This is a genomic window from Hyphomicrobium nitrativorans NL23 (genome assembly GCF_000503895.1).
GTDB lineage: Bacteria > Pseudomonadota > Alphaproteobacteria > Rhizobiales > Hyphomicrobiaceae > Hyphomicrobium_C > Hyphomicrobium_C nitrativorans.
Window position 1 is genome coordinate 2,999,370 of the sequence record NC_022997.1, and the last position, 22,898, is coordinate 3,022,267.

Sequence of the window (22,898 nt, forward strand, 5' to 3'; positions counted from 1 at the left end):
TTTTCCGCAGGACGGGGCAGCGCTGCGTGACGCCCCTATTTACCGAGCGGCATGTTGAGTTGAAGCCTGCCGGACCAAGTATCGGCGCCGGTTTGGCCGCCGGTCTCGACGCCGCCTTTGGCCTCGAAGCTCATGCTGTCCTTCTTGCCTAGCGCGACGCCTGCCTCGGCCTTCCAATGCAAATCGGGGTGCGCCGTTACGCTTCCGGGAGTGATTTCCGAGAAGTCCTCGAAGGCGAGAAAGCCGCCGGCCGCGAAGCGGGGCTCCAAGTAGGTCTCGCTGTCGAGCGTGAAGCGGCGTTTCACCTCGGGCAGGAAATCGAGACGTCCGCTCCCGCCCGACGCAACGGCGCCAGACATCGACGTGCCCTGAAATTCCGGGGTATCGTCCGCATACGACAGGCCAACGCTGGGCGAGAACGTCCAGCCCGCGACGGGGCGCGTGCCGCGCAAGGTGCCACGCATCAAGCGGCGGTCGGCCGTGGCGGTATCGAGCATGATCCCCCGCGGGAGACCGTCTGCCGTTCCCCAGGCCGCGCGTCCATCGAACACAATGCCGTGGCCGAAGCGGATGCTGACATACGGGCCCGCCATCCAGCCCCGCGCCGATACGCCAGCGCCCTCCACCGCCTGGTCGAACTGCGCGAGGGTGCCCAGCATGATGTCAGGCCCCAGCATGTATTTGCTGCCGAAATACATGACCATCAGATTGCCGTCGGTGTCGCGCGCATTCATGTCGACGGTGTCGTAATGGAGATGCCGCCCCTCGAACCAGAAATCGAGAATGCCGGGGTCGCGCTTCTGATCGGGGTTCATCGCGGCCGTCAGCTCCGACAGGCTGAATGAAGCGGTGATGTCGCGCGGCGGGCCGTCTTCCGGCGCGCCGGCCAGGCCCGTTTCCCCGAAGGGGTTGAACTCGCTACGTGGGCGGTCGATGCGCATGCGATCGGGGTCGCGCGCGGCGAGGAACGCCTTGCGGCGATCCTTGAGGCGGCGTTCGGCCCTCGCATGAGCGGCGGATGTGCACGTGACGCGGAGGCGAGCACCCGAGCCGCTCTCGGCAGAGACACGGAAACCGTAGTCGCCCGAGCGCGGTGCAATGAACAAAACGGACGATGCGGGGCCCGCGTGCAGCGTTTCGGGACCGTCGGATGCGCTGTCGACGGAAAGCGCGGCCGTGGCCTCGGTCGAGATGGCGATGGCGAGCGCGTCGCCCTGATCGAGGTTCGCATCGCGTGTGCCGCTTCGCCCCGCAGCGACGGAAAGATCGAGAGCGCCGCGGTTGATCGCCTCGCAGCCGTCCGCATCGCCCGCAGGAGCAGGACCGGCGTTCAGCGCAACTCCCGCCACCACGGCCGCCGCCGTCACTCGCTTAAACAGATACGCAAACGGTGTCATCCGCATCGGAGCCTCATTGTCTTCTGCGGGGAATTTTCCTCGTTCGATCAAGGGGCTCCATGCCCTTCAAAATCGACGAAAGCATGACTCATGCTGCGGCGCGGCATCGCAGGGCTACGCTGTTCCGCCTGGCTCTGCGATCTCGCACGCCGTCCACTTTGCGAAAAAATATTTCCTGCCGCCCGATCTTTCCGCGGGGCATCGGCGTTTCACACACGCTCTGGGATCTGCGGTGGCAAGCCGTGGGCCGCCTCCTCTTCACAATTTCCCATGGATACCGCGATTGCCCGTCATCACCCAACATGGCGCCAAGGTCCTGCCCAGTGTGGAGGTGGACAGCTATAACCTCGAAATCCGCGACGAAGAGGGGTTCGTCGGCGATCGTGCGAGCCGTAGCGCGTTCACCGCCATCATGGACGAATGGCGGGAGCCTTTGCGCAAGCTCGGCGCCGATCCGCTCGGCGAAGATGCGACCGAGGACATCAGCAAGAAGAAGCTCGACGCATTGCTTGCGGAGGGCGACCCGGAGGCGGGCGGCCTGATCCACAGCGCCATCGAAGCCTTTTCGAAAGAGCTGGATCACGTCATTCGCCGCTTTCTCAAGTCCGCGAGTTGGCGGGCAACGGAAGCCATCGTCGTCGGCGGCGGCTTTTCGGACAGCCGCGTCGGCGCACTCGCGGTGGGACGCACCGAGATTCTGCTCAAGGCGAGCGGCAAGGACATCGAACTCGAACTCATCCGGCATCATCCGGACGAAGCGGGGCTCGTGGGCGCGGCCCACCTCATGCCCGCCTGGACGCTCGAAGGGTTCGACGGGATTCTCGCGGTCGATATCGGCGGCACGAACATCCGCGCCGGTGTGGTGGAGACCAACCTCAAGAAATCCAAAACGCTCGAAAAAGCAAAGGTCTGGAAATCGGAGCTTTGGCGGCACGGCGACGAGAAGACGAAGCGCGACGAGGCCGTCGACCGCCTCGTCGACATGCTTCAGGACCTCATCAAGGTTGCGGCGAAGGACAAACTCAAGCTCGCGCCTGTCATCGGTGTCGGCTGCCCCGGTCTCATTCGCGACGACGGCGCCATCGAAACCGGAGCGCAGAACCTGCCCGGCAACTGGGAAACCAAGAGTTTCAATCTTGCAGAGAGCCTCAGAGCCGCCATCCCCGAGATCGGCAAGCACGACACTGCCGTCGTCATGCACAACGACGCGGTCGTGCAAGGGCTCAGCGCGTTACCGTTTATGAGCGACTACGATCGCTGGGCGGTGCTCACCATCGGCACAGGGCTTGGCAACGCGCGGTTTACCACGCGGCGCAAGCGCAAATAGCGCCAGTCCTGCTTTCCGCTGGAACCTCGATTTCGCACCTGCGTTGTTCTCATCAGCGAATGCGGAACAGGTCTTACCCATGCAAAAGTTCGAGCGCGTCTACATGCGCACCCTGCGGCAGATTTACGACACGGAACGTCAGCTCGTTGCGTCGCGCTCGCTCATTTCTGGCAACGTCGCGGACGTCCGCCTAGTCGCGATCCTCTCGCAAATTCTGCGGCAGTCGGAAGATCAGGTTCTGCGCATCGAGCGCATGTTTACCGTCTTTTATCTTGAGCCGCGGGCGGAAGCGTCCTGGGTGGCGACTGCGCTTCTCAGGGATGCCTGGGAGGCGAACGCAAACCGCCTCGAAGGTGGAGCGCAGGGCTGCGCGGCTGCCCTTCTCGCGCTCAAGCGTTACGAGATCACGCTCTACGAATCTCTTTTGCGCTGGTCCGAGCAATTGCAGCTCGACGAAGTGATCCCCGACATCCGCCGCAGTATCGCCGAGGAGTTGGTGCAAGCGAGCGCGCTCTCCGAGCTTGCTTACACGGAAGATCCGAACGATGAGGCGATCGCACATACGGAACATGCGGCGCTTCATTGAACGCCTTCGCCTGCATAGCGCGCACGAACCTGACGCCCCCAGGATTTCTGATTTCTAAAAAAGAAACCGGCCTCAAGGGCCGGCACGAAGACGCTACGGAAGCGCAGAGCGGGAGATGCTTTTCTTATTTTTGTGCTGGTTCAGATCCAGCCGAACAGCGCAAGCAGAATCAAAACCGATGCCGGGACTCCCAAAGCCCAAAGAAGAATATAGCGCATGGCCGATTCCGTTTTTTCTGTCGCCAGAACGGGCCTCAAGCCCGCGTGTTCGTTCAACACGCGACAGATACGGAAGTTCCAGACCAAAACGTCCCGCCGATTTTCTCGCTCCGGCTTACGCTACTTCGGCGGCTCGGCCGGAAGCAAAGCGCTCACCTTGCGAACGAGATCAGCCACGTTCTGCGCGCCGATGCGCTCCATCACCCATGCGCGATACGTCTCGACGGTGCGCGGGCTAATCGAAAGCTTGGCTGCGATCTGCTTGTTGGACATTCCCGCCGCCACGAACTCCAGCACTTCGCGCTGGCGCGGCGAAAGGGCTTTCAGACGCTCGGCGATATCGGTGCGCTCGCTCTGCTCGGTGCTCTGGCGGCGTGCCTTCTGCACCGCATCGGTCACGCTGTTGGCAAAACGCTCGCCGTCATAGGGTTTCTCGAAGAAATCGAAGGCGCCGTTCTTGAGGGCCTGCACCGCCATCGAGACGTCGGCATGCCCGCTGATGAGGATCAGGGGCGCTTCCAGATTGCGGTACTTCAGCTCACGCTGAAGTTCGAGCCCTGTCATGCCGGGCATCCGCACGTCCGCCACAACGCACGACGGTCTATTGTCGGGCAACTCCTCCAGAAACGCCTCGGCGGATTCGTAACATGCGACGGGAATGTCCCGGCTTTCGATCAAAAGGCGCATCGAATGCAGGACAGCGGAATCATCGTCGATCAAAGCTACGGTCACGTCGTCTCCATTCCTATTGTGTGTTGTCTGCCGTTATTTAGGTACCGGTCACCGTGGTTGGAAGGGTAAACGATACCGCGGCGCCGCTGCCGGTGTTCTCGACAGACAGCTGACCGCCGTGCGACTCGGCGGTCGAATGGGCCAGCGCGAGGCCGAGACCCAGCCCCTCGCTCTTGGTCGTCGCGAACGGCGCGACGGCGCGTGCGAGAATATCCGGGTCGAAACCTGGCCCGTTGTCCTCGACCTTCACGATCACGCGGCCGGACTCGACGAGGTTCGCAGACACGAGGATGCGCCCATCGGGACGCCCTCCGGCGTTGATGGATTCGGCGGCGTTACGGATCAGATTGATCAGCACCTGTTGAATTTGCAGCCCATCGCACACGATAGGCGGAAGATTGCGCGCAATGCGGGTTTCCACCTCCACGTTTGAAGTGGCGCTGTCGAAGCGGCAGTGGGATATGGCTTCGCGGACCAGCTCGACGCAGGATTGAGGCACCATCTCGTTGGTGCCCATACGAATGAAATCCCTGAGACGCCGTACGACTTCGGCGGCGCGATCGACCTGGGCAACCGCATGCTCGGCTGCCTCGCGCGCCGTCACATTGTCCGTCGGCTCCTTGTTCACGGCCATCTTGACGAGGCGCGTATAGTTGGCAATCGCCGTCAGCGGCTGGTTGATCTCGTGTGCCAGCACGGCCGCGAACGCGCCCATCGTGTCGAGGCGCGCCGCGCGCTCAAGCGCCTCCTGGTTCTGGCGCAACTGCGCCTGAGTGCGGAGCTGCTCGTTCACCACCGCGCCGATCGTCAGTCCTGTCAGGGCGAGTACGATCATGAGTGCTTGATACGATGTTATGTCGCTCGTCTCTACCCCCGAATATTGCATCGCCGACATCAGGCCGATCTGCGTGAGCACGAGGCCCGCCGTCACGCCTTCGAGCCCGAAGCGCACGGCTGTCCACATGACGGGCAGAAAGAACAAGTAGAATTGCTTGAACCGGAACGTGTCGGACAGGCCAAAGACTGCTGCGACCGTTGCCGCCAGCGCCAGGACAAGCACAGCGAGTTCGATCGACGGCACCAGCAGCCTGCGGCGCGTAAAGAGGATCAGGAGGAACGGCGTCACGACGGTAACGCCGATCATATTTCCGATCCACCACTGCAAACCCGTCGGGACGACATCCTCCGCAGCGATCAGGCTGGAGGCGGCCAACAGCGCCACATACGCGACTGCGACGAGTGCGGTGCTCACCGCGGCCACGGGGATCAGCAGCATCAGTGCGCGGCGGGTGCTGAGGGTGCGGTCGAACCTGAGCTTTGGCAGCGTGAGGAGAGCCGTTGCGCTGCCGTATCCCAGCCCCATCAGCGTGGCCCCGAGCAGATTGACGTCGAGCGGCAAAGGCTCGGACGGCACCACCATCCCGGACACGAACGGCGCAATGAAAAGCCAAGGGATGTATTCGCGACCAAGCAGAAGCACGAGGGCGAAGCTCAGGCCCGTTGCAGGGTTCCATGGCGTGACGCCGATGGCTGCCACATGGCTGAGGTCGCCCAGCCAATCGACCAGAACATAGCTGGCGACGAACGCGAGTCCGATCGCGATCGGAGCGCGTGAAAACAGAGCAGCGACGGGCAAGTTTCTTGCGACCGCCTCCTGCGTCCAGTTGTACATCGCCATCTCCGGTTGGACGCTCGATCGAACCCCGCAGGCGCCGTCCTTATCCCCGGGGTGTGGGCCGCCATCCCCGCGCCTATGATCGGTGAGAGCGCCGCGCCATCAGCCCTTTCATGCATAAAAGTGACTGCGGATCGTGTCCAGAAGCGGGGAGGCCCGTAGCGCCGCGCGTAACCCTTCATTGGGCGGCCTATTTTAGGAGGCTTGCGGGCGCACCCGAACGTCACGACACACTCGATGCATGCCCTGTCCTGCCGCAGTCGGCATTAGATCGAAGGACGATCCAATCGCTGTGGTGACCGTTCGACACCGTGTCCGGATGCGTTCATCGAGACCGATTCTGCTGCTGTCGATGGCCGGAGGGAGGCGGTTGGTTCGACGATCAAGACCGCGACCGTCTCCCCACCCCCTAATCCGCGTCCGCACGAGGCCTGATTGACGTCAGACCGCACGACGGGCTCCCGGCATTGTTGCGGAATTATCCCGGCTAAATAGGGATTTATTCCCGATTTTACGCCATTTATCGTAGTTATCCGTAGGACACTTTCCCGACTGATGTCACCGCCAGTGCGCATCCCCAATTGCTGCATCAAGGCGACACCTAAAGCATGTGCTCGGGAGATTATTGAAACTTTATAGCAAAACTAACCATCCGGAGCCGTGAAAGGCACTGGGATCATTGGTAGAATTCGCGGGAGTTTGCGGATGTCTGCTGGGGGATTAACGACTTGTCCTGCCGGGAGTAGCCGGCAAGCGCGTACGGGGAGGGGTTTGAATGCCAGGACGTAGACACCTAATGCTATCGGTCATGGCTGGCGCCGTGGCGGTGATGACATCGCCCGCGCTGGCTCAAGAGGCTGCGCAGCCCGCAGAGGGCGCGTTGCCTGAAGTCGAGGTGATCCAGAAAAAGTCACCGGCACCGGCCGCCAAAAAGAAGGCTGCAGCGCCGAAGCAGGCCTCTCCGGCGCCCCAACCTCCGCCCGCATACGATTACGTCGATGCGGAGCCGGCCGCTGCGCTGGAGAACTCGCCCTACGGAGCGACCAACAGCAGCGGCGCCGCCGAGCGCGCCGCAATCGGCCCCATCTCGCCGATCAACGCCCGCACGATGCTTCCTGACGATCTGCAGGACTTCTCGGGCGCCGCAACGCGGGTGACGCGCGACGACATCGATCAGCAGCATCCCCTCACCAACCACGAGGCGCTCGCGCGCGTGCCCGGCGTGATCACCGTGACAGACGACGGCGCCGGACGCCACGGCGGCTTCGGTATCCGCGGCTCCACCTATCGCCGGTCGCGCAAAGTGCTGGTCATGGAAGACGGCCAGCCGATCAACTTCTCGACCTATATCGATTCCTCGACTCACTACACGCCGCCGATCGAGCGCGTGGAATCCATCGAGGTGATGCGCGGGCCGATCGTCAACTACGGTCCGCTCAACAACCACGGCGTCATCAACTTCCGCAACCTGTCACCCTTTGGCGCCAACGAGACCGTCGTCAAAGCCGGCATCGGCTACACGGAAGGCGTGGATAAGGACGTGAACAACTTCCGTCACGTTCATACACGCCAGAACCTCGGAAACGTCGGCGTCGTCGCTTCGTACTCGGGAGCCGATACGGGCGGATCCTGGGACAATGAGGTCCTGCGCTACAACGACTTCTATGGTGCGCTCGGCTTCCGCGGCTCCAACCAGGATCTCACGATCTCGGGCGGTTATTTCCGCCAGCGCGACAACTACGACGAATACAACTTCAACGGTAGCAAAGCCGAATTCCGCGCCAACGGGCGCAGGAAGGCCGACAACAACCCCGCCTTTACCGAAGATACGCCAGGGACCGGCATCGTCGGCATGGACGACAACGTCTACGAAGCCGATCATTATCGCCTGCAGATCGCACATAACTACTATTTCGACCGTGACACCACGCTGTCCACCCGACTTTACGGGGCCGACAGCCACCGTGTTCGTTCGTACTTTGCCGACGATGCCGCTAACGCCGTTGTTCCCACAGAGATGGAAACACGCGATCGCCATTACCAGAACGTTGGCTTCGATACGCGCGTCGAGTTCGCCAATCGCTCGCTCTTCAACGGCATGACGTACGACCTTCAAGCCGGTGTGCGCTACGAGGAGCAGTGGTTCACCAATATGAACCGCGAAGGTGGACCAGGATTGGGCATCAACAGGCCGGGCGACCTAGCCCGCAAGGAACAGCTCGACGCTCAGGCCTTTGCCGCCTTCGTCCAGGCTGCCGTGCATATTACGCCGACGTTCACCGTCACGCCCGGCGTGCGCTTCGAGAGCTATGACGTCAGCTATAGCCGCGAATTCAACAGCGGCGCACCGGTCAACAATCCGGCAACGCTTACGTCCGACCATCACGAGCTGCTGCCGATGCTCGCATTCTCATGGGAAGCAGCTCCGCGTTCGACGTTCTATGGCGGATATCATCGCGGCCTCACACCGCATATCGTGCGCGACGCAGGCGATGCAGGCGTCGACGGATGGCCTTTGGACAGCGAGATCGGCGATAACTTCGAGCTTGGCTTCCGCACGACGGCCGTGCGTGGCGTAACGCTCGATCTGGCCTACTTCCACAACCGGATCGACAACTATCAGTTCAGGGAAGCTTTCCGGGGCCCGTTCGGTTCGGCCGTCTATTCGAGCCTTGAGGAAGTCCACATCAACGGCTTCGAAATTTACGGCCGCATCGACAGCAAGCCGTTCACGGGAGGGCCCTGGAACGTCTTCGGTGAAGCCGTTTACACGTATGCCGACGCGGAGATCGAAAAGGGCGTCGACGATGCTGGCGTTTCCGTTGCCGGGAACACGGCACCGGAGGCCATGAAGCACTTCGCGAACCTCACGCTCGGCGTTCAGTATCGCGATCTTTGGGATGCTAGCGTGACCTATACGTTCCGCGACAGCTTCTACATGGACGAAGAAAACACGTTCGCAAACGAGACCGACAGCGAATGGTTGCTATCGGCACGCGCAAACTTCCACGTGACTGACGCGGTCACCTTGTGGGCCAGCGGCCAGAATCTCACGAACGAGTTCTACATCAGTGAAGTCTCTGGCGGGTACAAGGCCGGTCTCGGCCGCACCGTCATGGGCGGCTTTACCTGGAAGTTCGACTAAGACACGACCCTGGGCGGCTCCCTCGGGCCGCCCAGTACCTTCTCCCAAGGACGCGAGACCTTCGAGCCCCGATCTGATTTCGCGGATCGAAGGTCTCGCGGACTGGGCGGTTCACGGACCACCCTTTAAGGTCTTCAGCCGAAGAATCGGCTCGGCGCAGGCGAGCAGCCCTCTCGGTGCGCACCTATTTTCCCGGGTGTTGACTGGCAAGCTCATTGCCAATATATCCCGGACAACAGGGCCAACATCCTGAAATTGTTGATTTTTACGTAATTTCCCATCGGTATTGCCGCTGGGAGATGCCTCCGCCCGTACGCTTCCTCAGTTGCTGGGCCATCACCGCCCCGTGAACATGCGGCAACTTTATAACGAAACTGTTCCAATCACGGGGGCGCAGGTTTTGACCTGCGAGGCGTGCAAGGAACAGCAGTGAACTGAGGATGGGGACGCTTTTGCCGGACAATCCCGGCAAGAGTTACTGGGAGGGGTTCGGATGTTGGTACGTCGACAGCTTATGCTCACGGTGATGGCCGGAGCGGTGGGGCTTATGGCCTCACCTGTGTTTGCGCAGGAGGCCGCTCAGCCTGCCGATGGCGCGCTGCCGGAAGTCGAAGTCATTCAGAAGAAGGCGCCAGCCGCCAAGAAAAAGGCCGCGCCCGCAGCAAAGGCCGCTACTCCGACGCCTCAACCACCACCTGCCTATGATTATGTGGACGCCGAACCGGCCGTTCCCGCTCCGGGAGACCGCGCGTCGGATGGACGGGTCGTCGACAATCAAAGCTCAATCAGCCCTGTCGATCCCTCGCGCGGAATTCTGCCGGCCGACACGCAGAACTTCACCGGGTCCGTGACCCACGTCTCGAGCGAACAAATCGAACACCAGCGTCCGCTCAACAACCATGAACTGCTGTCGCGCGTGCCCGGCGTGATGGTGATCCAAGACGACGGCATGGGGCGTCACGCGAACATCGGCATCCGCGGTTCGCAGGCGCGGCGCTCGCGCAAGGTCCTTGTCATGGAGGACGGAGTTCCGATCAACTTCGCCCCTTACATCGACGCTTCCACCCACTACACGCCACCGACGGAACGCATCGAGAGCGTTGAGGTGATGCGCGGCATGGTTGTCTCCCAGGGCCCGCTCACGAACCATGGCGTGGTCAATTTCCGCAATCTCAACCCGTTCGGCCCGAACGAAACGGTGATCAAGGCGGCGATCGGACACACTGAGGGTGTCGAAAAGGACGTCAGCAATTTCCGTCACGTCCATACGCGGCAGAGCCTCGGCAACGTCGGCGTCGTGGTCTCGTATTCCGGCGGCGATGCAGGTGGCGCGTGGGACAACGAGGAACTCGGATACAACGACTTCTATGGTGCGCTCGGCTTCCGCGGCTCGAACCAGGATCTCACGATCTCAGGCGGATACTTCCGCCAGCGTGACAAATACGATGAGCAGAACTGGCAGGGGACAGACGCAGACTTCTTCTCAAACCGCCGCCGCAAAAGCGGAGATCCGAATGGCGGCTTCGAGTACGGCGGGCCGTGGAACGACGGCAACACCTATAACGCGGACCTTTACCGTATTCAGGCCGCTCACAATTGGTACATTGACTCCGATACGACACTAACCACGCGGCTCTATCATCAAGACCACGAACGCAACCGTTTTGAATATCGCGGAGCCGCCCTCGGCGATTATCGCGGTCGCGAACGCACCTATCGGTTTTCTGGCGTGGACAGCCGCATCGAGTTTGCGAACCTTCCACTGTTCGGCGGAATGACGCATGACTTCCAGGCTGGCGTTCGCTACGAGCATCACTCGCTGCGCAATTGTAACAGCCGTCCGCTGCTCGCGGGTCCGTTTGTTGGCGGCTGCCGGGATGTGCTCGATAAGTATGAGGCCGATTCCTTCGCGGCCTTCCTTCAGACTGCGATCCACGTCACGCGCAACCTCACGATCACGCCAGGCGTCCGCTTCGAGAACTATGACGTCGATCGCGATCGTCTCGTGTGGCGGGATGACACGGCCCAGGAGGGAACGAGAGCGCGCAGCAACCACGACGTGGTGCTGCCCGGAATCGCGTTCGCGTGGGAAATCATGCCCCGCAGCACAATCTACGGCGGTTTCCACCAAGGAATATCGCCTCACATCGCACGCAACGCGGATGAGATTGCCTGGCCGCTACCCGACGAAAAGGGCGATAACTATGAACTCGGCTTCCGCACCACCGCCGTGCGCGGCCTGACGCTCGACTTCGCCTTCTTCCATAACCGGATCGACAACTTCCAGATCAAGGGACCGGAGTCGAACGCCCTCGGCAACGCGATCTACGGCGCCGTGGACGAGGTGGAGATCGACGGTTTCGAGATCTATACGCGTCTCGACAGCCAGCCGTTTACCGGGGGACGGTTCAACGTCTTCGGTGAGGCGACCTACACCTATGCCGACGCGGAGATCACCAAGAGTTCCGATGTCGACGCTCCCGTAGGCAACCGCGTTCCGGAAAGCCCGCTCCACTATGCCAACCTCACGCTCGGCATCGAAGAGCGTGGTCTTTGGGACGCAAGCGTGACATGGACCTATATCGGTGACTTCTTCGCCGACACTGAGAACACGCGCGTTCACACGGACTCCACGCTTGGCATCGTTCCGGATGTGTGGCTGCTGTCGGCACGGGCCAACTATCATGTGCCGAACACCGCGCTGACGCTGTTCGTCTCCGGCCAGAACCTCACCGACGAGTTCTACATCGCCGACCGCAATGACGGCGCGAAGCCCGGCATTGGACGTACCCTCTGGGCCGGCTTCACGTGGAAGTTCGACAACTAACTGACGCTCCTTCTCCCGAATGGCGCAGTGACCCCCGAGCCTGGATCCCAGGCTCGGGGGTTTTCGTTTTCGGAAATCGCGCTACGTGGAAATCGGTGTCCGCTACGCCTCGGCTACGGCAAGCGCCTGTTCGAGATCGGCGAGAATATCGTCGATGTGCTCAAGGCCCACCGCGAGGCGGACGTAACCATCCGTCACGCCTGTTGCGCGAAGCTCATCGGCCGAGAGCTGCGAGTGCGTCGTCGATGCGGGATGGATGGCGAGGCTGCGCGCGTCGCCGATGTTGGCGACATGATAGAAGAGCTTCAGCGCATCGATGAAGCGGCGGCCGGCGTCACGCCCGCCTTTGAGCTCGAAGCCGACGAGACCACCTTGTCCACCCTTGAGATAGCGATCGGCTCGCGCGCGCTGCTCGCCGCTCTGCTGCGAGGGGTGAATCACCCGCGTCACCGCCGTGTGTTTCGCGAGCCAATCCGCAACCACGGCGGTGTTCTCGGAATGGCGCACGATGCGTAGAGGCAGCGTCTCGATACCTTGCAACAAAAGAAACGCGTTAAACGGCGAGAGCGCCGCACCGAGATCGCGCAAAAGGACGACGCGCGCGCGAATGATGTAGGCGATAGGGCCGAGCGGCTTTACGGCCTCCGTCCAAACCGCGCCATGATAGCTCGGATCGGGCGTGTTGAGTGCAGGTTGCCGCGCGGGATGCGCGGCCCAATCGAAATTGCCGCCATCGACGATCACGCCACCGATGGAGTTGCCATGGCCGCCCAAATACTTCGTGGACGAATAGACCACGACGGCGGCGCCGTGATCGAGCGGGCGGCATAGGATGGGTGCGGCGGTGTTATCGACGATCAGCGGAATTCCGAGCGAGCGGCCGATGGCAGCGACTTCCGCGATGGGAAACACGGCGAGCTTGGGATTCGGCAGCGTCTCAGCGTAATAGGCTCGCGTGCGGTCGTCGGTTGCGCGGCGGAAGTTTTCAGGGTCCGACGGATCGACGAAGCGAACCTCTATGCCCAAGTCTTTCAGCGTGTTCGCAAACAGGTTCCACGTTCCACCGTACAAGTCGGTGGAACTCACGACGTTGTCGCCCGCGCGCGCAACGTTCTGAAGCGCGAACGCCGATGCGGCCTGGCCGGACGCGACGGCGAGTGCCGCGACACCACCTTCGAGCGCCGCCACACGTTTCTCCAGAACATCGGTCGTGGGGTTCATCATGCGCGTGTAGATGTTGCCGAGTTCCTTCAGCGCGAAGAGGTTCTCGGCGTGCTCGGTATCGCGAAATTGATAGGATGTGGTCTGGTAGATCGGCACAGCCACCGCACCGGTCGAAGGATCGGCCCGCCAGCCGGCATGGAGCACGACCGTTTCCGGTCTTTGAACCTTGGGTGCATCTTCACGATCGGTCATTTCCGTCATCCTCCCTTGAGCAGTTTCTGATTGGGCTCGTGCCGGTCGATACCGGCCGCAGGCTAGCCCAACGGAACCGGCCCGTCATGCGTCCGAAACTGCGGCTATGGGATGCGACGTAAGGCTTTCATTCCATGTTCGGAATGGCGAATTTCTGCGATGGTTATTCATTCTCCTCCGATGCGGCACCCCTGCGGCAAACTACCCTCCCTTATTTGTTGACTGCATAATTCAAGATTAGTACGGTGCTCTTGTCCGCGTTTCGATGTCCGCATCTCGCGCGTGATCCCCGAGCTTGGGGTCCAGAGATCCTCCCGCACTGCCTGGGCTCCCAAGTTGGCGGCGGTGACCCTATCGGTCGTTCTTCCGAGACCAGATCGGGCACCGCCGCTCTTTCATTCGGAGAGGCGTCGGCATTCGGGGGCGGCGTTGGTTTCGTTCGCAAGCTGGCTTCTATGCCAGGACATGCATTTCGGCGCGGCATACGCCGCTTCTCCGGCGAAGAGAGACACGAAAGAGGCGTCTCATGTGCACTGAGGACCACGGAATCCTTCCGGACATTCACGCAGCCGGTCTCGGCGAGATAGAGCGCGAATGGCTGTATCTCTTGCGGCTTCACTGCACCAGCTATGAGCACAATCGCGTCGATGGCTTGGATTCCGCCATCAGTCACGCAGAAAATAGATTTGGGGCGGACCTGGGCCCCGGGATTGCGGCCCGCATCGCGGTTCTCGTGCGTGCGATGCGAACGGAGCGCTACGGCACGTTCGGGTACCTCTCGCCGCATTGTCCTGTCTGCCGCCAGCGCATCACGGAGGATGAGTGGGATCTCGTCGCACTCATGCGCGCGGGCTGCCAAGGCGACCGATCCGGGATCGCGGACGCGGCGGCACATTTCGCGCGCAGACCCGAAGCCCCTGTGCTTGCGGGAGCGGCCGCGCGTTTCGGGATGACGGCGGCAGCGCTCGGCCGCCCCGAGACGAGGGTGGCAGCAGGCGGCGCCATGCTGCACTAGGTCGTGATCGCTTCAGACTGATAGGGCCTGAAGTGATGGTCCAAGAGATCTCGGAGCCATCCCTACCGCATCGTGCGGCTCCGCCCGATCGATGCTGCGCCTACGCGGCCCCCTCACATTTCGATCTTCGGCACGTTGTCGGGCAGCGTCCCCGCGGGCAGACAGGGGCGCCCCTTCGCTTTGCAATAGACCTTTCCGACATTATCCTCGGTGCACTCCACGGATTTGTCGCGGGCGTGCTCCCAATGCTCATAGCCGCGGCCAGACGTGCCCGCGCGCGACGACCACCAGCCCTTTGCCTTCGTCTCGGCCTCGTCGCGGGTGTCGCCTGACGACCGTCCGCTCTCTACCGCGTCTCCACAAAAATGGCCTTCGTCGGCGGAGGCCGATGGAAGCCAGAGCATCATGGCGCCAAGCGCCGCAAGGATTGGTCGTGAAGCGCGTTTCATGACGCGTTTCCTCTCCGCTTTACCGCACACGACATCACGGCGCGGCGCGCACGACGACTGCGCGCGGGCCCGCAGGCGTCTTGATCCGCTGGACCTCTTTCATCGATTCGAGATCGATGACCGAGACGTTGTCGGAAAACCAGTTGGCGACGTAGGCACGCTTGCCGTTCTCTCCGATCGCCACGCCTTCGGGATAACTGCCGACCTTGACGGTCGCGAGCGCGGTATCGGTCTCTGCGAATATGCCCACGGTTCCGCCACCCTGATGCGTGATCAGGACGCGGGTGCCATCCGGCGTCACCGCCGCCCCGTACGGCATGGCGCCGGTCTTCCACGTGTCCGTCACGGCGAGCTTAGCCGTATCGACGACACTCACCGAGCCGCCTTGCATGTTGCCGACAAACAGGCGTGCGCCGTCCGGCGACAGCGTCATGGCGAACGGCGCGTGCCCGACAGGGATCGTTGCGGCAACGGTCATGTCGGATGTGCGAACGGCGCTCACGCTGTCGTCCTCCCGATTGGCGACGAACACCGTCTCTCCGTCGGGAGACAGCACCACGTGTGCCGGCGCACGGCCGACTTTGACCTTCGTTAACGTGGGTTCTCCATCGCCTGCGGTGTCGACGGCGATGACGTGATCCTGATGCCAGTCGCCGACGAAGATGCGCCCGCCTTTGCCGGCGGCGATGCCAAACGGCGAGCCGGGCACCTCGATCATTCGCACCACACGGCGCCGATCGAGATCCACGACCGCCACCTGACCGAGATCGGAGTGGGTGACGTAAGCCAGCGGTGCATCGGGTGCGAGCGCGAGCAAAGCCGGGCCCTTTTCGAGCTTAATGACCGCGCCATCTGCTGGCGCTTCCGCCCCGGGGGCGACTTCGCTCAGAACGGCGCCGTCCTGACTGAGGATATAGATCCGCTCGGCGGCTGCAGCGCCCGCCCAACCGATCCACAGCATCGCGGCAACCGTGCTTCGCAACACGCTCGACATCACCCAAGACCTCCGCAGGCAGAAGCGCCTCGTTACCCTTGCCCTTCGACCTTCGCCTTGAGGCCGTTGAGGCCCTGCTGCATGAACTCGGTCATGGCCTTGACGGCCGCGGCGTCGTTCAGATGCTCAGGCGGGAAGTTGCCGGTGTCAGCGCGGTAGAAGCGGCTGATCCACGTCACCTCGCTGCCGTCGCCGGCCGCCGTCACCGTGATCTTTCCTGAATAGAAGCTCACCGGGAACGCTTCGAGGTTCTCGGTCGAGAGGCGATAGCCGTAGGTCATCTCCTCATCGCTGTACTCGTCGAGACCCTCGACCAGATTTCCGGTCGCGAGCGTAATGGTGCGCGAGGCGCCGGTGTCGTTGCCGCCGGTGGCTTCCGCCTTGGTGATGCCGGGATGCCAGCTCACGTCGCCGAAGTTCTTAAGCGCTTCCCACACCTTTGCGGGCGGCGCGGCGATGGCGATCGTTTCGTCGGCCCGTTGAGGCGTAGGACCATGCGCGAAAGCCGCCGTGGCTGCGATCAGCGACAAGGTCAGGGCGCAAATCGATTTCAAAATACGCGTCATTTTCTTCCTCATTTCGTTTGAAGTCTGTTTTGTCCGCCGGCCCACGCTTGAGACGCCACTCGCGCCGCAAACGGCGCGGCGTAAAGAGCCACCAAAAGCGCAAGTGCGAGCGCGGCCGGAATCGGGCGAATATCCACCCACACCTCCACCGGCCGCGGCCGCGCATGCGCGCGGACCGCAGGCAGAAGATTGGGCGCATCGATCAGGTCCACGTGCGCCAAGCCGGTCTTTGCCGCCAGCTTTTCGAGATACTCGCTTCGCACGTAGGCCAGATGCTCGTCGCCTTTCGGCGGATCGGTGCCGAATGGCGCCCACTTCGGGTGCCAGCCGGGACGCAGGTGCGCGTCCGGCGGCGGAGCACCGGAACGGTTCTCTTGCGGGACGTCGTCGTGGCCGTAATGGCCAGTCTCGTTGCCGTCGTCGTCGAGCTTAGGCAACGGCACTTTGTCCCGCCCGCCGACCCCCGCAAGGAAGCCGCGAACCTTGCCGATCTCGCCATCGTAGTCGGGAAGCCCGCCACCGGGAGGAAGGGGCGGCGCCTCGTGCCCGTCCGTCAAGAAGACGAGATCGGCGCCCAGATCCTCGGCCATATGAACGGCGCTGTAGACGCCGCTCGTCACCATGCTGTCGCCTTCCCACGCCATGCGCCAATCGAGGCTTTGAATGGCGATCTCGATAGGAGCGAAGTTCTCGCAGACCTCGACGGGGTTGAAGAGCAGGAAGGAGCGGCGCTCGGTGAAGATGCCGAGGCCCAGACGCGACTGGCAGGGCATGTCGGCCAAAAGCCGCGTCAGAGCGCGCTTGGTGGCTTCGAGGCGGTCGGCTTCCTTTCCGTTCACGTGCATGTCGCGCACGAGCATGGACTTCGTGAGATCGACGATTGCGACGACGTCGTAGACGTTGCGCGTCATCTGAATGCGCGGGACAAGCAGCGCAAGCGCCGTCAGCGCCATCGCAGCCAGCAAGACCCAGAACCGCGCATCCTCCAATCTCTCACGCATCACGGCAGCCCTCGCGGGACGCCGGGCAGATCGGTCCACAGGTTCTTCGGCGCGTCTTCCGGAACCTCCTCCGCCTCACCTTCATAGCCTGGGAAGTCGCGCACCAGACGCATGGCGACGTCGAGATTGTGCTTGATGTCCCAGCTGGACGGATCCAGGCGGAGGGCCAGGCGATATTCGTCCTTGGCAAGCTGCGTCAGCGGGATGGCGCGCGCGGGATCGCCTTTCTCGATGGCGGAGACGGCATCGCGCACGCGGGCGTTGGCATGGTTGTAGAGCAGGCGCGCGCGGAGACTCGGGTCGGTCATTCGCGATCCGCCGAGATCCAAGAGCGTCTGCGCTTCCTCGCGGCGCTCCCGGTACAGAAGATAGCGGGAGCGCGCGAAGATCACTTCGTCGGAGGCGGTGGTGTAATCGATTTCGATATCGTCTCCGGCGGCCAGCGCGGCAATGGTCACGTTGTCCTGGTTGACCCGATAAACGTTCCACGTCAGCACGCCGAGAGCGATGACGGAGACCGTGAGACCCGCCGTCAGAAGAATGGTGCGCACTTTACGGAAACCACGCAGCGCACTGCAGGCCAAGCGTTTCAGGGCGCTCTCTTTCTGTTCCATGCTCAGATGGCCTCCCGCTCTCTTGCCGGCACGAGCCTCACTTCAGCCAGGCGCGCGGCGATCAGCACGAGCATCGCTGCGAGCGCGACGCCGAACGCGCGCGGCTTCAGATCCTCGTGCGGAATTCGCTCGACATACGTGATGGGATTGCGTTCGAGCGTCGCGATCTCGTCGATCGCCTCTTCCACGGCTTGGGGACTCTCGGCCTCGAACGCCCGGTATGCCTTGACGTCCAGCGACTTGAAGAAAATGTCGAGATGACGCTCCGGGAGCGCCTGGGGCGTGTCGCGCTGCCCCGGCTCGGGCTTGGCATCGATGCCAGGCGTGCCCTGCGTGCGCATGAACAGCCAGTAAAGATTGATGGGCCGCCGCGCGAAGGCCTTGCGCAGCAGTTCCTGCACCTCTCGGTCGATGACGGCGGCGCCGTCCGACACGAGCACAATCGCGCGCGCGGCGGGCGAGGGGTCGGCCTCCTGGATGTCGAGCGCGAGCGCAAGGCCACGTCCCACATTCGTGAAGGCAAGCCCCGGACGGTTGATCGCGTCGATGGCGGCCAGGATCGCTTCCTTGTGATCGGTCATCGGCAGCACGTGCATGGGCGATGTCGAAAACGCCGCGACGCCGATCAGGTCGTGATCGCGTTCGAGCACGAAGTCGCGCAGCAGGCGACGCGCAGCCGCGGACTTGCTCTCCTCTCCGCCCTCGGGCGGGCGGCCGGCGAAGTTGTTGTCCATGCTCGACGAACGGTCGATGAGGAGGACGATATGCGCGCCCTCGCCTGTCTTCTCGACGGTCTGTCCCAGCCGGTGGATGCCGCCGATTCCGAGGATCAACGCCGCAATCGCGATGGCGCCGGCAAGACGCAAGATCCAATTCAATATCGAGGAGAGCGGATCGGCCTCCATGGTGTCGATGGAGGGATAGCTTTCCGGCCGGTTTGCCGACAACACGAGCGGCAGCAGCGCCAGCGGCAGCAGGGCAAGCACCCAGGGCGTGGCGAGCGCGATGTTCATCGGGCCGCTCTCTCCTGCTGGGCGAGTGTGGACGCCAGCGCGCGCAGCTCCGACGGCGGCAGGCCCATCTTCCCTTCCCGCTCGGCATCTCCGAAGAAGACGGTGCGGGATGCCGCAAAGAAGCGCTCGACATCGGCGCGGTTGGCCCCGTGCTCAGGATGCGTGACGAGGAAACGGTCGAGGTCGGACGCAAGCACGCGACGGCCCGCTGCACTGTCGAACGCCCGATGCAGTGCAAGCAGCGCGCCGCGGTAGCCTTCACCGTTCTCTGTTCCGAGCACGCGAGACACCTCGCGGGCGGCGCGCGAAAACGGACGCGCCGGACGGCGATTGAAGGGCCACCAGGCAAGGTCACGCGCGAGGAGGATCAGGAACAGCGCGGCAAGGCCGGCCGCTGCGAGAGCAGCGGTGCGGAGCGCGCCCGACCGGCGCTTATCAGGCTCCGAGTCCGGCAGAAGATACCCGTCCTCGTCGTTGTACTTCTGGGGCAAGACCTCGCGCAAAGGCGACATGATGAAGCTGAAGGCGGGGATCTTGGCGTTTTCCGTGCCGTCGGCCGTGCGCACGGCAATCTCTGACGAGGGAATGACGAGGCGGCGCGTGTCGAGGGGCGTGTAGAACGTTTGGTAGGTCAGCGTGAGCTTGTGGACGCGCCCGTCGCCGCGCCGCTCGGACGACAGCTCGACGTCGCGCAATTCGAGCCAGTAGTTGAGAAGCCCCGGGCGCGGCAAGGCCGCCGGCAAGATCTCATCGTCGGGCCCGGTTTCGATCTCGGCCGTGCGGGTGATGGTATCGCCGATGAAATACCCCATGGCGCGCGTCTCGTGCATGACGACGCCGCGCACTTCCGCGGCAGCGCTCTCAAAAACGCTTGCGATGAGAAGAACGGCGAGGGCTGCCCGCAACATCGTTTACGCTCCCGTAGCCAAGTGGGCGCCGAGGCGATCCCAGCGGATCCGATCCGTAATCTCGAACGGCTGGCGGCCGTAGCGCGCAGCCAGGGACTGGAAAAAAGACCGGCGGGCCTCGATCCTCCTTTGCCACTCGGCCTTCAAAGAAGGCCGCATGGCTACGAGGCGTCGCCGGCCAGTTTCGAGATCGGAGATTTCCATAAGCCCCCAGGACGGCAAGTCAGCGCTTTCGCGCGAGTCGACCAGACGGATCGGGAGCACGTCGTGCGCCGCAAGCGCCTCGAAAAGCGCTTCGAGCTCTGCCTCCGGCAACAGGAAGTCGGAGACCACAATCACGAGATTGCGCTTCTGGCCCACTTTCCGGGCTGCCTCGACCAGACCGGAGGCGCTGCGCGCTTCAGGGGTGAAGGCGCGGAGCGCGGCCACCATCTCCGCTTCGCCCGCCCGCGAGCGTGTGGGCGGCGACCCGAGTTCATCCCTCACCGCCTCGTCGGCCGCATAGAGCGCGAACGTATCGCCCGCGCGGCGAACCGCCGTTGCGAACACCTCGGCCAGTTCGGCGGCGATCGCCATCTTGCGCGCGCGTCCTTCGAAGCCCATCGAGCCCGAAACGTCGAGCAGCATCGTCACGCCGATCTGGCTCTTCTCTTCGAAGCGCCGCACGTGGAGCGCCTCGAACGGATCGCGCAGGCTCTGGCGCAGATCGATACGGCGCGGGTCCGGATATTCGGTCAGCGAGACAAGGTCGCGGAACATGCCGCCCGCGCCCCATTGCGAGCTGCGGTGCATCCCCTGGCGCAGCGCGCGGCTTCGCCAGACGATCCTGTACGGCAGATCGACGGGGACAGCAGCGTTCATCGAACTCGCGCTCATCGGACGCGTCTCACGGGACAGGAACCGTCGCGAACAGCCTGTCGATCAGTTCGCGAGCGATGGTTTCGCGGCGCATCTCGTAAACAGGCTCGAAGAAGATGCGGTGCGCCATCGTCTCGAAGAAGACAGCGCGGACATCCTCGGGCACTGCGATTTCACGCCCATCGAGCCACGCTGCAACGCGGGCCGCACGAACGAGGTAGGAGAGGCCGCGCGGGCTCGCGCCGGCAGAGACCAGGCGAGACGTATCGACGCCGGGAATTTCGATCCCCGCGTCTCCCGGCTTGCGCACCGCCTGCCACAGATCGAGCACGTAGCGTTCGAGCGCCTCGCTCGTCTTGACGCGGCTCTGAATGGCGCTGCCGATGTCATTCAACTCGTCATAAGGAAGGATGCCTTCCGCCAACGAGTCGATCAGCCGATCCGTATCGTGAAAGCGGGTATCGAACGCGAGGCCCCGGCGCGTCGCGGCGTCGGCCGGCGTTTCGATGGCGATTTCCATGAGAAAGCGATCGCGGGCGGCTGCCGGAAGCTCGAACGTCTCCTCGCGCTCGACGCGGTTGCGGTCGGCGAAGACGGTGAGGTGGGGGAAGCGGAACTCGCGGTTGAACGCGGTGACGGTACGCTCCGCCATCAGGCGGAGAAGCAGCGAATGCACCTGCGGACGGGCGCGGTTGATCTCGTTGAAGAAGAAGATGGCGAGGTTTTCGCCCGCGCGGAGCACAGGGCCTTCGTCCACGCGGGGACGGCCATCCTCAGCAAGATAGGTGTGGTAGACGAGGTCGCCGGGCATCAGGTCGATGGTGCCCTCGATGCGCTCGTAGGACCCGCCGACGCAGCGCGCCGCAGCGCGGAGTAACGTCGTTTTTCCGACGCCCACATCGCCTTCGAGCAGCACGTGGCCGCGGGCAAAGAGCGCGATCGTCAAGAGGCGAATGACGCGGCTTTGGCCGACGACGGCCTTGGCGACTTCCGTTTCGAACTTCTCGGCGCGGCCCCGCCATGCCGGCAAGTCGACGCGACCGGCTTCTTCGCCGGCATCGTTCTTGTTCAATTGCATTTGGATCCTCTTGGATCCTCATGGATCCTCGCGGCGCGCCGAACACCGCTTGCCAAGTTCAAAAGGAGGTGCGGCCGAAGCCGCACCCCAAGAACCCTCGGAGAGGAAGCAGGGCACCCCTTGCAAGCGTGGCACTGCAGCCGAGGAGACTTAGACGTTCGATGCTTCTAGAGCTTCGAGACGTCGTAGACCCAGTTGCCGGTCTTCTTGAAGTGCTCGGCGCGCTTCGCGTTGCGGGCGGACTGATCGTCAAGAGCCTGCTGCTGCTTGGCGAGTTCCTTCGGGTCGTGCTTCGGGTCGTACTTCGAGCCAGCAACCTTGTCCGGATAACCGGGCTTCGGCTCCCAGCAGTTGCCGGGGGCCTTGCAGTTGGTGCCGTCGTAAGCAGCGGCCATGCCGGCGCCAGCGGCCAGGATCGCCGCGCTAGCGGCGAGCGTAACAAGAGCTTTGATCTTCATGGGTCAGTTTTCCTCCAATCAGCGTCTTCCAATCTCAGGCGGTTTGTCCGCCCTTGCACCGCACGCTCCCGGAGCACCTCGAAAGGCGCGTGCCCGATTAGTTTGCGGATACCTTGCACTCGCCCTCGAACGCTTTTTCGCCAAGGGCTTCGTGTTCCTTGATATCGAACGGCTTGTAGTTCGCCTTCTGCTCGTCGCTGAGCCAGCCCGCCTCGGACGGATCTGCCTCTGCATAGAGATGGCGGATCCACGCAATCAGACGGAGCTGCTCGTCGAGCGGCGTGTGGGCGTGCGGGCCCATCATGCCCTGGGCGCCTCCGAAGATCGTTTCGAACAAGCCCTTGTCCGTCTTGTTCTTCGGATAGGTCCAGTAATCGTCGTTGAGGCCGGGGCCTAGCTTGCCTTCCGCAACGTGCCCGTGACAGCCGGAGCACCCCACGAGGTAGGCCTCTTCGCCCGCCTTCAGACATGCCTTCTGCTCGGTGTAAAGGTTCTGGCCTGTCTCCAGGAAGTGCTTCACCGCCTCGGTGTCGCGCCCTTCCTCGGGTGCCTTTTCAAGAACCTTCAGATCCTCGCCGGTGACCGTATGGCGAAAGCTCAAACCCTGAGCCATTGCACTTC

General features: G+C 63.0%; 20 protein-coding genes. 5 read left to right on the plus strand and 15 right to left on the minus strand.

Translation table 11 applies throughout. The features are described from left to right. Positions 1–35 precede the first annotated feature (35 nt). Positions 36–1,397: an autotransporter outer membrane beta-barrel domain-containing protein gene (locus tag W911_RS14015; RefSeq protein WP_023788200.1), complete on the minus strand. Its 1,362-nt coding sequence runs from the start codon at positions 1,395–1,397 to the stop codon at positions 36–38. Between the two features lie 283 nt (positions 1,398–1,680). Here W911_RS14015 and W911_RS14020 point away from each other — a divergent pair, with 283 nt between their 5' ends. Both W911_RS14020 and W911_RS17500 read left to right on the plus strand, forming a co-directional pair. After that, complete coding sequence (locus tag W911_RS14020; protein ID WP_023788201.1) at positions 1,681–2,724, plus strand: ROK family protein; 1,044 nt, start codon at positions 1,681–1,683, stop codon at positions 2,722–2,724. Positions 2,725–2,803: 79 nt separating this feature from the next. Continuing rightward, positions 2,804–3,310: a DUF892 family protein gene (locus tag W911_RS17500; protein WP_023788202.1), complete on the plus strand. Its 507-nt coding sequence runs from the start codon at positions 2,804–2,806 to the stop codon at positions 3,308–3,310. Positions 3,311–3,648: 338 nt separating this feature from the next. Here the strand turns inward: W911_RS17500 and W911_RS14030 are convergent, their stop codons facing one another. Both W911_RS14030 and W911_RS14035 read right to left on the minus strand, forming a co-directional pair. Next, positions 3,649–4,260, minus strand: coding sequence for a response regulator transcription factor (locus W911_RS14030; RefSeq protein WP_023788204.1), 612 nt, complete (start codon positions 4,258–4,260; stop codon positions 3,649–3,651). A 37-nt stretch (positions 4,261–4,297) separates the two neighbouring features. After that, positions 4,298–5,932, minus strand: coding sequence for an MASE1 domain-containing protein (locus W911_RS14035; RefSeq protein ID WP_041316603.1), 1,635 nt, complete (start codon positions 5,930–5,932; stop codon positions 4,298–4,300). 799 nt (positions 5,933–6,731) lie between these two features. Here W911_RS14035 and W911_RS14040 point away from each other — a divergent pair. Both W911_RS14040 and W911_RS14045 read left to right on the plus strand, forming a co-directional pair. After that, a complete protein-coding gene (locus W911_RS14040) occupies positions 6,732–9,080 on the plus strand; it encodes a TonB-dependent receptor family protein (RefSeq protein WP_023788206.1) in 2,349 nt (782 codons plus the stop codon). 493 nt (positions 9,081–9,573) lie between these two features. Next, positions 9,574–11,907, plus strand: a complete 2,334-nt coding sequence (locus W911_RS14045; RefSeq protein WP_081717750.1) for a TonB-dependent receptor family protein — start codon at positions 9,574–9,576, stop codon at positions 11,905–11,907. Positions 11,908–12,009: 102 nt separating this feature from the next. Here W911_RS14045 and W911_RS14050 read toward each other — a convergent pair whose 3' ends face one another. After that, positions 12,010–13,323, minus strand: coding sequence for an O-acetylhomoserine aminocarboxypropyltransferase/cysteine synthase family protein (locus tag W911_RS14050; RefSeq protein WP_023788208.1), 1,314 nt, complete (start codon positions 13,321–13,323; stop codon positions 12,010–12,012). Between the two features lie 526 nt (positions 13,324–13,849). Between W911_RS14050 and W911_RS14055 the strand changes: the two genes are divergently transcribed. Beyond that, positions 13,850–14,338 (plus strand): hypothetical protein, encoded by a 489-nt coding sequence (locus W911_RS14055; protein ID WP_023788209.1) that lies wholly within the window; start codon positions 13,850–13,852, stop codon positions 14,336–14,338. A gap of 113 nt (positions 14,339–14,451) precedes the next feature. Here W911_RS14055 and W911_RS14060 read toward each other — a convergent pair whose 3' ends face one another. From W911_RS14060 to moxG, 11 genes are all read right to left on the minus strand, one after another. Next, on the minus strand, positions 14,452–14,787 hold the full coding sequence (locus W911_RS14060) for a hypothetical protein (RefSeq protein WP_023788210.1): 336 nt from the start codon (positions 14,785–14,787) through the stop codon (positions 14,452–14,454). Positions 14,788–14,821: 34 nt separating this feature from the next. Further along, entirely contained in the window at positions 14,822–15,781 is a 960-nt protein-coding gene (locus W911_RS14065) for a YncE family protein (protein WP_023788211.1), read from the minus strand. 32 nt (positions 15,782–15,813) lie between these two features. Then, positions 15,814–16,347, minus strand: a complete 534-nt coding sequence (locus W911_RS14070) for an SRPBCC family protein (RefSeq protein ID WP_023788212.1) — start codon at positions 16,345–16,347, stop codon at positions 15,814–15,816. Positions 16,348–16,355: 8 nt separating this feature from the next. After that, the gene (locus W911_RS14075) at positions 16,356–17,348 is read right to left on the minus strand and encodes a vWA domain-containing protein (RefSeq protein ID WP_023788213.1); all 993 of its coding nucleotides are present in this window, start codon (positions 17,346–17,348) and stop codon (positions 16,356–16,358) included. Then, on the minus strand, positions 17,348–17,962 hold the full coding sequence (locus tag W911_RS14080) for a hypothetical protein (protein WP_023788214.1): 615 nt from the start codon (positions 17,960–17,962) through the stop codon (positions 17,348–17,350). Before W911_RS14080 ends, W911_RS14075 begins: the two co-directional genes overlap by 1 nt. 2 nt (positions 17,963–17,964) lie before the next feature. Beyond that, positions 17,965–18,975 (minus strand): vWA domain-containing protein, encoded by a 1,011-nt coding sequence (locus W911_RS14085; RefSeq protein WP_023788215.1) that lies wholly within the window; start codon positions 18,973–18,975, stop codon positions 17,965–17,967. Then, positions 18,972–19,883: a hypothetical protein gene (locus tag W911_RS14090; RefSeq protein WP_023788216.1), complete on the minus strand. Its 912-nt coding sequence runs from the start codon at positions 19,881–19,883 to the stop codon at positions 18,972–18,974. The genes W911_RS14085 and W911_RS14090 overlap by 4 nt, the downstream gene beginning before the upstream one ends. Positions 19,884–19,886: 3 nt before the next feature. Further along, positions 19,887–20,744 carry a DUF58 domain-containing protein gene (locus W911_RS14095; RefSeq protein WP_041318863.1) on the minus strand — a complete coding sequence of 286 codons (858 nt, stop codon included), beginning with the start codon at positions 20,742–20,744 and terminating at the stop codon, positions 19,887–19,889. A 25-nt stretch (positions 20,745–20,769) separates the two neighbouring features. Continuing rightward, complete coding sequence (locus W911_RS14100) at positions 20,770–21,819, minus strand: AAA family ATPase (protein ID WP_023788218.1); 1,050 nt, start codon at positions 21,817–21,819, stop codon at positions 20,770–20,772. Positions 21,820–21,986: 167 nt separating this feature from the next. Beyond that, entirely contained in the window at positions 21,987–22,277 is a 291-nt protein-coding gene (locus tag W911_RS14105; protein ID WP_023788219.1) for a methanol dehydrogenase [cytochrome c] subunit, read from the minus strand. A gap of 97 nt (positions 22,278–22,374) precedes the next feature. After that, positions 22,375–22,890, minus strand: coding sequence for a cytochrome c(L), periplasmic (gene moxG / locus W911_RS14110; protein ID WP_244438531.1), 516 nt, complete (start codon positions 22,888–22,890; stop codon positions 22,375–22,377). Between the last annotated feature and the right edge of the window lie 8 nt (positions 22,891–22,898).